Source organism: Alteromonas sp. MTD1 (assembly GCF_042848195.1).
GTDB lineage: Bacteria > Pseudomonadota > Gammaproteobacteria > Enterobacterales > Alteromonadaceae > Alteromonas.
This window is the reverse complement of sequence record NZ_BTGG01000002.1, coordinates 14,873-26,288: the sequence shown is the minus strand read 5'-3', so window position 1 is coordinate 26,288 and position 11,416 is coordinate 14,873. Positions and strand designations below refer to the sequence as shown.

Genomic DNA, 11,416 nt, shown 5'->3' with positions numbered 1-11,416 from the left:
TTATCATAAAACGCAAAAGGACATTGAGCGTGGTTGCTGAAACCGATTTGAAAATACTACTGAAAAACCTAACACCAGTAGCCAGTAAAGAAGATTACGTTTTTACAACGCTTCCTAAAGCCAAAGTGCGTAGCGAGCTTATCGCCGCTGCCAAGGGGGTGTTTCAAGAGAGTGAAGGCACTACGCTTATTATATCGGCCGCTGAGGCACAGCGCTTTGCGCTACCTTTTGAAGGGCGCTTTCGCTGTATAACCTGTGAAGTGCATTCAAGTTTAGATGCTGTGGGTATGACTGCCGCTATGTCTCGTGCGCTGGGTGACGCAGGTATAAGTGCGAACGTAGTAGCTGCTTATTACCACGATCATATTTTCGTACCTGCTGATAAGGTTGACCTTGCGGTACAGGTATTAGAAAAGCTAGGCCGCTAGTTTTTCGCTTTTAGGGTTAAACGCCGCCATTAAGCCAACAGCAAGGCAGTACTGTGCAGCGTAATAAGTGAGCATGACTAAAAACGGCGAGAATGGCAAAGGCGTACGAAATACAGACTGCGCCAATACTGCATCTGAGACAATAAATAATAGCGCACCACCAACAATCAAGCGCGTATTACTAAGCCATATTGCACTTAAACCCATGGTTAAAATAACACTTATATAAGCGAGTACCGGAAAGAAAAGTGTATTAGCTTCAGGAAGAATATGCATCGCCATAAGGAGTGCAAATATCAACACATACAGGCTAATGAGCCCTTTAGCCAATGGTGAAAATGCGTTTGTATGCTGTAAATGATCTGCGCGTTTTGTGAGGCAATAAAATGATAAAACGTAGGTGACATGTGCCAAGAAAAAGCATGCTAAACCAGCTAAAAAGCTGTGCTCGATAGGAAGCGCTAACACAACATCTCCAGCCAAGCTAAAAATTAATGCAAAAGCTAACACCACACGAGCCATACCCGATGTGCTCTTTACCACTGCTAAAGTAAGCAATGCTACAGGAAGCGCCTTAAGTACGAATTGATAAGCATAGGGGCTAAAAAGCAATGATGCTAAGTAAATACTAGACAGTACTGCATATACCACGGCTATTCTTTTTTTCATTATGTGCCTTTTAATAAAAAGCCCCACACCTGAACCGCAGATGAGGGGCTAAATTTATGCGCTTATGATTAAAAGCGCATACTATTTCACGTTGGTAGTGTTACCAAATTTTCACACGCTCTTCAGGTGCTAGATATAGTGCATCTTCTTCAGTTACGTTAAACGCTTCGTAAAACTCTGGAACGTTACGTACTGCACCATTTGTACGGAACTTAGTTGGTGAGTGCGTATCAGTTTGCACTTGGCTACGTAACGCTTCTTCACGATACTTGCTTGCCCATACTTGACCGTAACCAATGAATACACGTTGGTCGCCGGTGAAGCCGTCAAGCACGGGTGCTTCTTCACCCTCTAAAGACAAATGATATGCTTTAAGCGCAATGCTGATGCCACCTAAGTCACCAATGTTTTCACCCAAGGTATATTCGCCATTTACGTAAAGGTCAGGCAGTACCTCAAATTCGTTGTACTGTTGAATAAGGTTAGCAGTACGCGCCTCGAACTCGCCGCGATCGGCATCTGTCCACCAGTTGCGCAGTACGCCGTCACCGTCAAACGTAGAGCCTGAGTCATCGAAACCATGACCAATTTCATGGCCAATTACCGCGCCTATACCACCATAGTTAACCGCATCTTCGGCATTCATGTCGAAAAATGGCGGCTGTAAAATAGCAGCTGGGAATACAATCTCATTAAGCGGTGGGTTGTAGTAAGCGTTTACCGTTTGTGGCGTCATACCCCATTCGTGTGTCCATACCGGGCCACCTTGCTTTTTAAGCATCTCTTCATAATTTACATCGCTTGAACGCTTAAGGTTTCCGAACAAGTCAGACGCATTTACTGTAAGTGCAGTGTAGTCTTTCCACTCGTCTGGGTAGCCAATTTTTACGGTGAACTTAGAGAGCTTATCAAGCGCTTGTGCACGTGTTTCGTCTGTCATCCAATCAAGGTTTTCAATACTTTCTTTGTAAGCAAGAAGCAGGTTATTCACCATTTCCATCATGCGCTCTTTCGCTTCAGGTGGGAAATGCTGTTTAACGTAAACCTTGCCAATAAGCTCGCCCACGTGAGCATTCGACAAGCTTACTGCTCTGCGCCACTGCGGTTGCTGCTCTTCAACACCGCGAAGGACTTTGCTGTAGAAGTTAAAGTTTGCTTCATCTAGCTCAGCGTTTAAACGCGTTGCTGACGCATTTAGTAACCCCCACTGAAGAAATGTCTTCCAATCTTCCAATGCAGTTTCTTTAATCAAACCATCTATGTTTTGCATGTAATCTTTTTGCAAAATACCAAGTGCTGGAATATCTGTTACTTCCGCTTGCGCTAAATAGGCGTCCCACGCGAAATTCGGCATTAGCGCTTTAAGCTCGTCGATGGTTAACTTGTTATAGTTAGCGGCAAAATTACGTGCTTGCTCTTTTTTCATATGAAGCTGAGCAATTTGTGTTTCTAAATCGAAAAGCATTTTTGCGCTGGCTTCTGGTGCATCAAAACCAGCAATCTCAAACATGGTTTGAATGTGTTTTACGTATGCATCGCGTATTGTTTGAGAAGCTTCGTCATCTTTGAAATAGTACTCACGTTCAGGAAGACCTAAACCTGACTGCCATGTGTACATCAAATACTCTTTTGGTGACTTTAAGTCTGGGTATTGAGTTAGGCTAAATGGTGTGCCATAACCGTATCGCGCCGCGTAAGCAAAATATTCGGCAAGGTCGGTATAGTCTTCAATGGCTTCAATTTTTTCAAGTTCTGGCTTAAGCGGTGTTGTGCCAAGGGCATTGCGGTTTTCCATGTCCATGTAAGCACGATAAAAGTCACCCACTTTCTGCTCGTCACTGCCCACTTTGAAATCGCCTTCTGCTGAAGACTTAATAATATCCATTACGTGGTCTTGCGCTTCATCGCGAAGAATGACGAACGAACCATAGCTCGACTTATCAGCCGGAATTTCGAAATTATCAAACCATTTTCCATTTACGTAACTGAAAAAGTCATCACCTGGGTCTACAGACAAGTCCATGTTTTCTTTAATAATACCTGATGACAACGTTTGCTGTTGTGCCGCTTCTTTGGGAGCTTCAGTTTGTTGTTCAGGGGGGGGAGTTTGAGGGCTACACGCGGTTAACGCGAGTGCCACGCTTAAGCTTAAAACGCTTCGTAACATGGTGTGAGGTTCCTTTTTTCAATCTTATCTGTCTAGAAGTAATAGGCGTATTACCCATTCTCTGACTTTTTGTTTTGTTGCTCGAGCCTAGTAAGCCGATGTGCACTTTATTGCTAATAATGCTGCTACACATTATTGCGGCAGATCGTTGCTGCGGCACATCTGTAATACTTGCCTACTTACGGCATTTGGCTGGCTTAATTTGTAGCATGTAAGGGGTAATAGAAAAAGTGTTTATGGTGAAAATACACAGCTTGTAACAACTTGTAATGCGTAATTCGCTATAGTGGCTTTAGCTTTATTTAAGCATGCATGAATACAAGGAAAACCTTATGTCTGAGCAGAAGCTACCGTTTGATTCTATTTCGCCCTGTGAGTATGCCGATGCCTTGCCACGAGAGCAGTTTATGGATTACGTCATTAAACCGCTATGGCAAGGTATGCCTCGTATTTCAGGCCCTGCTTTTACTGTAAAGTGCGAGCCAGGCGACCATCTAATGCTGCATGCTGCCATTTATCGAGCAAGCCCGGGCGATATTATTGTGGTGCAAGCTGATGATAAATTTGCAGTCGCTGGTGGAAACGTGTGTGCTATTGCGCAATCACGAGGCATTAAAGGGTTTGTTATTGATGGTGTTATTCGTGACTTGGCCGAAACGCGTGAAAACAAGTTTCCTGTGTTTGCCCGTGGAGTAGTACCAAAGCCCGGCGCTAAAAAATGTGTCTCGCCGCTTAATCAGCCTATTCAGTGTGGCGGCGTAACGGTAAATGCTGGAGACATCATTATTGCAGATGAAGAGGGTGTTGCCGTGATTCCACAAGCTCAAGCTGCATCTGCGTTCGAAATTGCGAAAGCACGCGCTGACAAAGACGAGGCTATGTCACTCTCACAGTGGCAAGCGCAGCACTCAGAAAAAGTAGAATCTACGCTTGCTTCGCTGGGGTTTGAAGATAGCTAACGGTGAAGTTGAGTTTACGCGTACGCTAATATAGCCACGCGTAGCTAAATTTCATAAATACCGCTTGCTCGGTGCGCATTAAGCCGGGGTTCTCATCATCAGCAAAGGCCGAATCGCCGTAGCCAACAAAAAGGCGTGACAACGGGTTTATCATGTATGAGTAAATTAGTTGTGTGCCCAGGCTTCGGTCACGGGCATCTACCTGCACTAAATAGTTATCGGTGTTGCGTTTAACGTCGGCGTACACAAGTGCTAAACGCACAAACTGTTTGGCGCTAAATTGATAGCTCAATCGTAAATCAGTTAAGTTAGCGGTAAACAGCATGTCGTTATTTACGTCTATTCTGTTGTATTCATGCGAGACAGATGCTTCTAAATGGTTACCCAAATTCAGCGTAATTGAAGGCTCAAGTAGAATTTGATCTCCCAAACGGTTGTTACGCAAATCAATTCGGTCGCCAATTCGTGCAAAGTTTTCGAAATAAACGGTACGGTTAGGCTGCGCTTCGAAATAAAACGAAAACTGCTCTTCGGTAAAGCGTGTGGTGTTACCGTCTATGGCTAAGCTTGCGCCATTTTGTCTCAAGCCTACGGTATCTCGTTTAACCCACTGGAAGTTAAAATAACTCTGATAAGCAGCATTTAGCTCTACTTGAGCCTGCACTTCACGCTCTATTAACTCGCCGTTATCGTTATGCGTAATATCCCAGTCGCCGCAAAACTCAAATCGGTTCCACCACGCGTTATCTTTCCACCATACTAAACCGCCGCCTAACACGCTTTTGTGTCGATCTACCGTGCTTTCGAAACCTAAATCAGCACGAAAGTCGGCTTGTGTGCTTGTTCTATTGGCGTACATGTACCACTCACGCTCTTCGTGGCGGTAGTCAATTTTGTATGTGCTGCCAGCAAAGTCGTCGTCTTGCTGAGTACGCAGTGTAATTTCGCTTTTGTCTGTGTCTTCACTGCAGTCGTTGCGGCAAAAATCCTGAAACAACTGATTCGGATATTGTGTATCTGAACGAAGTACCTGCATGCGAAGCGTGTCGCTTGGTGTAATTTGAAAGCGAGTATCAAGGCCAGTTACTATATTGTGATAATCGTCGGCATGACGACCTGTAACAATGGCGCCCACAGATAAATCGTCTGATATGTCGTAGCGGTAGCGTGCCGCAATATTAGTACTTTCTTGATCGAGCCTTGCCACGCTTGAACCTAAGTTTCCCGGGACTAGAAACGTGGTACTTTCATCATTTGCGGCCAAAATACCAAAGGTGTGGTTATTTACTCGGCCCGTTAATTTAGTACCTAAATCGGGTGCACCAATGTTTCGTGTGTAAACCAAATCGTATTGCGTGCTAAAGAAGTCCGCGTTCTCTAAAAAGAAAGGGCGTTGCTCAGGGAAAAAGAGTGCGAAAGGGTTGTTAATGCCTAACTGTCCTGCGTCGGCTTCTACTTGAGAAAAGTCAGGGTTAACCGTTGCCTGAAGCAGCATATCTGATGAAATACCCCAGTTAATGTCTACACCTACTTCCTGATTGTTCTGATATTGCCAGTCGTTCGATGGAGCTGTGTTTGCTGCACGATTTCGAGCATAACCCGCCACCGCATAGGGTGTAATAGACAAATTCTTGCCTTGCTTGGCAGAGGCAAAGCCTTCCATTTTACCCATCTGACAAAGGTTACAAGAATTGTTCCGGTCTACAGGTCTATTAGAGATACGCAAATTGTTATCGCGTGGATAAAAGCGCACGAATTCAACGCGCCACTGCTTTGGGCCATTGCTGTTGATAAAATTCATTATGCGAAAGGGGAGCGCAATCTCTACCGTATAGCCTTCGTCGGTAAGCTGTGTTTCGGCGTCCCAAATGGCATTCCAGCTATCGCTTTCACTGCGGGTCATTTGATTTTCAATGGCGTCAGACTGGATGCCGTGTGGGTTAACGAAGAATTGATACGACAATCGGCTGTCACCAAAGGTATCTATTTTTACCCCTACAAGGTCGTTATCCCACACACTGTCTCTGTCTCGAAACAATGCGCGTATTTGAGAGGCATCGTTATCCTGGGCCGTAAACGCAATATAAATATTTTCGCCGTTTTCAAAAATGCGCGCAGTGGTTTGAACTGGCGGCGTTGTATTTTCAAAGGGGCGTGTTACGTAGTTTAACGGTATTTTCGCCGCGTCATTCCACGCATCTTCATCGATAATGCCATCCAGCTCTATTTTTTGCGCCAGAAAAGGTACTATTAGACTGTCGGTACGTTCGCTGCCGTTGTCCTTGTCATCATCGAGGTTTTCGGTCACTACTGTTGGAGGCGCCGAGGAGCCCTGTTGAGAAGATAGCTGAGAGGATTGTTGCGACACTTGTTGCGAAGATTGAAGTTGAATGTCTAAGGCCCCATTAACTTGCGTTGATGCAAGCAGGGCGCAAAAGGCAATACATAAAGCGGTTGAGCGAATTTTGTTTTGCCAACGCGTTGGCGGAAAAAGCATGGTGTCCATGAAAAATGATGTCACTTGTTTTTAGTTTTAATTCTTGTGCGCGCAAAGTATGGACAAAACCCTGCATTTGCTAAAGCAGGTTAATCGCAAATAAACGAAAACTTAGCGTGTTTATCCTTGCGCTTTGTTTATAAACACAAATATTCCTGCACGGTAATTCGCAGATTGTACGTTGGCGTCATCACATTCAATGAACATATCGTGTAGAATTACGTACTGATTCTGATATACGAAACGCACTTACGCGTTTGCCACCAAATAACAGACGAGTTCTACATGTTTTCATTTTTTGAAAGGCTTACTCAGCCCTTTCCCGATACACCACCTACTCAGCCACCTACGGGTATAATTGCGTTTTGTAAATACTACACCCAAGGCATGTGGGGCGTTATTTTAACGGTATCTGTGTTAAGTGCTATAGTTGCTATGTTGGAAGTAGCACTGTTTGGTTTTCTTGGGCAACTTGTAGATTGGTTCTCACAGCAGAACCGAGAGACTTTCTTAGCCGATCAAAAGTTCACGCTTATAGGTATGGGGCTCACTGTTTTGGTGTTCATCCCTTTATTCATTCTGCTGCGTTCGCTGTTTTCGCGTCAGTCGTTAATGGGCAATTATCCCATGCGCATACGTTGGCAGGCTCATCGTTACTTGCTTGGGCAAAGCCTTACTTTTTTCCACGATGAATTTGCTGGGCGCGTAGCTACTAAAGTTATGCAAACCGCGTTATCTGTACGTGAAACAGTAACAAAAGTACTCGACTTGCTGGTTTATATCAGTGTGTATTTTATCTCCATGGTTGTGCTTATTTTCAGTACAGACTGGCGATTAGCGATGCCATTAATTGTATGGTTCTTTGTTTACATCGGCATTTTGCGTGTCTTAGTTCCCAAGCTTAAAGACGTGTCTCAGCGTCAAGCTGACGCCCGCTCACTCATGACTGGCCGCATTGTAGACAGCTACACCAATATAACCACGGTCAAGCTTTTCTCGCACAGTAGGCGCGAAGCTGATTATGCCAAAGAGAGCATGGATGGGTTCCTAAAAACGGTTTACCCCCAAATGCGCTTGGTAACTGTTTTAGAATTTTGTGTAGAAATGGCCAATGCCATTTTGATATTTGCCGTAGGTGCATTATCTGTGTACTTGTGGATGGAAAACATTGCAAGCCCTGGTGATATCGCTATTGCCATAAGCTTATGTTTGCGTTTAAACGGTATGTCGCATTGGGTAATGTGGGAAGTTTCTGGTTTGTTCGAGAACTTGGGAACGGTGCAAGATGGTATGAATACATTAGCGCAGCCGATCACCGTTAAAGATAAGCCCAAAGCTAATGCGCTTGAGGTAAGTGGCGGCGGCATTAACTTTGAAAAAGTCGATTTTTCTTACTCTGGCGCCGACGATAAACCCATCGATGTTTTCAAAAAGCTCGATTTGACTATAAAACCAGGTGAAAAAGTAGGGTTAGTGGGTCGCTCAGGTGCGGGTAAATCTACACTTGTGAATTTACTTATGCGTTTTTACGACACACAAAGCGGTAAAATTGTTATTGATGGTCAAGACATTACCGATGTTGGTCAAGAGACGTTACGTGCAAAAATAAGCATGGTGACGCAAGACACTTCACTGATGCACCGCTCGGTGAGAGATAATATTTTATACGGCCGTACCGATGCTACCGAAGACGATATGATCAGGGCTGCGAAGCAGGCAGAAGCACACGACTTTATTCTCACACTTACCGATAGTCATGGCCGCACTGGTTATGATGCACATGTAGGCGAACGAGGCGTGAAACTTTCTGGCGGTCAGCGTCAGCGTATTGCTATAGCGCGCGTCCTATTAAAAGATGCACCAGTATTGGTGTTAGATGAAGCTACTTCAGCCCTTGATTCAGAAGTAGAAGCAGCCATTCAGACCTGCTTAGATAAAGTCATGGAAGGGAAGACAGTAATGGCTATAGCTCATCGTCTCTCAACTATAGCGCAAATGGACAGGTTACTTGTTCTAGACAAAGGGAAAATAGTAGAGCAGGGCACCCATGCAGAGCTTATTGCGCATAATGGCATATACGCCAAGCTATGGGCGCATCAAACGGGTGGCTTTTTAGGTATTGAATAAGTAGACGGGGCGTATTATACCCATTTTAAACCTACCTGATTACTTGCTAGGTGAAGAGATAAACCGCTTGTATCTTGAAAGTGGTTAAGTATAATACGCGTCCCTCCCTTGCGATACCGCACTTTCCTTCGAAAAGACGCACAATTCACAAGGGTAGTGTAAGTAAATTTTGTCACTTAGACACCACAGGGGTGTAGTTCGAATTGGTAGAACAGCGGTCTCCAAAACCGATGGTTGGGGGTTCGAGTCCCTCCACCCCTGCCAAATTTACTTATGAACAAATTTATTAGTTGCGCCCTTTTAGGTGCGCAAGACAACGACGCTGTAGTGCTAGGATCGTAACATGAGCGAAAAGACGGAAAATCAGTCCAACTCATTGGACATGTTTAAGTGGGTAGTGGTATTTGCACTACTTGCCGGTTTAGTAACCGCAAATACAGTTTACGGTGAGATCTCGGTGCTTTACCGTGCTATCGCTGCTGTTGTAGTAGTTGCTGTTTCAGGCTTTATTGCTGCTTCTACACTTAAGGGAAGCACGTTTTTAAGCTTTGCTAAAGAGTCTCGCACTGAAGTTCGTAAGGTAGTGTGGCCGACTCGCCAAGAAGCAAACCAAACTACGCTTATCGTACTTGCAGCGACGTTGGTTATGGCACTGATTTTATGGGGACTAGACGGCATTATCGTTCGTGTAGTTGGCTTTATTACTGGAATAGGAGCATAAGCGTATGTCTGAAGAAGAAGCAGTAAAGAAAAGATGGTACGTGGTTCAAGCCTATTCACAATATGAGTCTCGCGTTAAGAAGACCCTGCTTGAATACATTAAAATGCACAACATGGAAGACTTATTTGGTCAGGTATTAGTACCTACTGAAGAAGTGGTTGAAATGCGTGCTGGTCAGAAGCGTAAGTCTGAGCGTAAATTCTACCCAGGTTACGTTTTAGTTGAAATGGCAATGACTGAAGAGTCTTGGCACTTAGTGAAAAGCGTCCCACGTGTACTTGGCTTTATTGGTGGCACCTCTGACCGTCCAATGCCTATTTCACAGAAAGAAGCTGACGCTATTCTAAATCGCCTTGAAGAAAACGTTGATAAGCCAAGACCGAAAACACTGTTTGAACCAGGTGAAGTGGTTCGCGTTACAGACGGTCCATTTGCAGACTTCAATGGTGTAGTAGAAGAAGTAGACTACGAGAAGAGCCGCGTAAAAGTATCGGTACTTATCTTTGGTCGTTCTACACCAGTAGACCTAGAGTTTGGTCAGGTAGAGAAAGGCTAAGCTTTTCGAAGAATTAAAAAAAGACGGTTTATCCGTCTTTTTTTGTACCTGTAATTCGCATTATGTGAAGTATGTTGAATCACATAGGAAAGTTAAACGACGTTAAACAACAAACAATAGGGCAGTCAGCATCGCAATGAAAATAAACGTATACTGCGCTATCAGGCCGTGACAACTGCTAAAACGCTTTGTATCTGCACACGACGCCCAAAAACTCACTCGATAAAAGCGCTTCAGTGCGTGGTTGCTTATCAATAAGCTTAAAAGCCATATCAGAAATGTAGCCAATACTAATTATCCATTTATGTATTTTCTCTTCCCTCTAAAAATTTATATAGCCCAACCAATAGTGCTACTGCGAAAATCAAAATGTACCATTTATACTCGTCACTGAAGAGTGATCCACAGGTGAGTGTTGTGATGAACATAAAAGTTGGTGCGACTATCCTTCTCAATTTCAAATAGTATTTTTTGCTTGTTGTTCGTCGTGGTTGGATTAAACGAACCCACAGGATCAATAAAACTCCAATCTGATTTAAAATCAGAAGCGGATAATTGTTATCTATAAAGGCTGATGCTGTGAAAAGGCCCAACATGGCGCATGCCATATTGAGCTTTACTGATTGAGACAGGTTCACTTACTCGTCCAATGTATCACTGTAGTCTGACACTGCATCTGCTGTGCCTACAATTGTGCCAACTCCAGTACCAATAAGTCCGCCTATTAGTGCTCCTACTGGTCCGGCAAAACCCCCAAGGGTTGCGCCAATCCCTGCACCTGTAGCAGCGCCTCCCATGGCTCCTTCAAAAGCGGCTTCCGATATATTTCCCCCGGAAACCGCTTTGATCTGGTCCTCTGTAAGAACATTCGAATTATTCATCATCTGTAAAATACTCCCAAGCTGCACCTAAGGCTGCCCCGGTAGCTATCACACCAAACGCAACAGGAAAAGTTACAGTAAAACCTACTGCTACAGCAATGCCAACGCCAGTGGCGCCTACACCACCTCCAGTGAGTCCACCTGATGCGACATCCCAGCCATCACCACCAGATATTTGGTTGAGTTCCTCTTTGGTAAGTAACTCCATTTATCTTTCTCCAAATGTAAAATATTGATTTTAAATTAGCGCTTAAGCGCGTTAAGAATATTTACTTATTTGAATATTTAAAAATACTGTCCCTTAGATGGTTTTTTATCCTAATTAGCCCTTGCATAGTAATTGGTCACCTTATATAATGCGCGCCCTTTTAAATGGAAACGGGAAGCTGATTGAGCAAATAAACTCTGTAT

The 11,416-nt window shown here is 44.1% G+C and carries 10 protein-coding genes and 1 tRNA gene; 6 read left to right on the top strand and 5 right to left on the bottom strand.

Features of this window, described 5'->3' with window-relative positions; genetic code table 11:
* The first annotated feature begins 29 nt into the window (after positions 1-29).
* Positions 30-428, top strand: a complete 399-nt coding sequence (locus ACGHAV_RS02745; protein WP_390376122.1) for an ACT domain-containing protein — start codon at positions 30-32, stop codon at positions 426-428.
* Here ACGHAV_RS02745 and ACGHAV_RS02740 read toward each other — a convergent pair.
* Complete coding sequence (locus ACGHAV_RS02740; RefSeq protein ID WP_390376119.1) at positions 417-1,097, bottom strand: lysoplasmalogenase; 681 nt, start codon at positions 1,095-1,097, stop codon at positions 417-419. The genes ACGHAV_RS02745 and ACGHAV_RS02740 overlap by 12 nt on opposite strands.
* Before the next feature lie 100 nt (positions 1,098-1,197).
* Positions 1,198-3,264 (bottom strand): M13 family metallopeptidase, encoded by a 2,067-nt coding sequence (locus ACGHAV_RS02735; protein ID WP_390376116.1) that lies wholly within the window; start codon positions 3,262-3,264, stop codon positions 1,198-1,200.
* A gap of 332 nt (positions 3,265-3,596) precedes the next feature.
* Here ACGHAV_RS02735 and ACGHAV_RS02730 point away from each other — a divergent pair, with 332 nt between their 5' ends.
* Positions 3,597-4,223, top strand: coding sequence for an RraA family protein (locus ACGHAV_RS02730; protein ID WP_390376113.1), 627 nt, complete (start codon positions 3,597-3,599; stop codon positions 4,221-4,223).
* A 25-nt stretch (positions 4,224-4,248) separates the two neighbouring features.
* Here the strand turns inward: ACGHAV_RS02730 and ACGHAV_RS02725 are convergent, their stop codons facing one another.
* Positions 4,249-6,729, bottom strand: a complete 2,481-nt coding sequence (locus tag ACGHAV_RS02725) for a DUF5916 domain-containing protein (RefSeq protein WP_390376110.1) — start codon at positions 6,727-6,729, stop codon at positions 4,249-4,251.
* A gap of 276 nt (positions 6,730-7,005) precedes the next feature.
* Between ACGHAV_RS02725 and ACGHAV_RS02720 the strand changes: the two genes are divergently transcribed.
* From ACGHAV_RS02720 to nusG, 4 genes are all read left to right on the top strand, one after another.
* Positions 7,006-8,847: an ABC transporter ATP-binding protein gene (locus ACGHAV_RS02720; RefSeq protein WP_390376107.1), complete on the top strand. Its 1,842-nt coding sequence runs from the start codon at positions 7,006-7,008 to the stop codon at positions 8,845-8,847.
* Between the two features lie 187 nt (positions 8,848-9,034).
* Positions 9,035-9,111: transfer RNA gene (locus tag ACGHAV_RS02715), tRNA-Trp, on the top strand.
* A 79-nt stretch (positions 9,112-9,190) separates the two neighbouring features.
* On the top strand, positions 9,191-9,568 hold the full coding sequence (gene secE, locus ACGHAV_RS02710; protein ID WP_390376104.1) for a preprotein translocase subunit SecE: 378 nt from the start codon (positions 9,191-9,193) through the stop codon (positions 9,566-9,568).
* 4 nt (positions 9,569-9,572) lie between these two features.
* The gene (gene nusG, locus ACGHAV_RS02705; protein WP_390376101.1) at positions 9,573-10,124 is read left to right on the top strand and encodes a transcription termination/antitermination protein NusG; all 552 of its coding nucleotides are present in this window, start codon (positions 9,573-9,575) and stop codon (positions 10,122-10,124) included.
* Positions 10,125-10,762: 638 nt separating this feature from the next.
* Here the strand turns inward: nusG and ACGHAV_RS02700 are convergent.
* Positions 10,763-11,008 (bottom strand): Blp family class II bacteriocin, encoded by a 246-nt coding sequence (locus ACGHAV_RS02700; protein ID WP_390376098.1) that lies wholly within the window; start codon positions 11,006-11,008, stop codon positions 10,763-10,765.
* Entirely contained in the window at positions 10,998-11,213 is a 216-nt protein-coding gene (locus ACGHAV_RS02695) for a bacteriocin (RefSeq protein WP_390376095.1), read from the bottom strand. The genes ACGHAV_RS02700 and ACGHAV_RS02695 overlap by 11 nt, the downstream gene beginning before the upstream one ends.
* Positions 11,214-11,416: the final 203 nt, after the last annotated feature.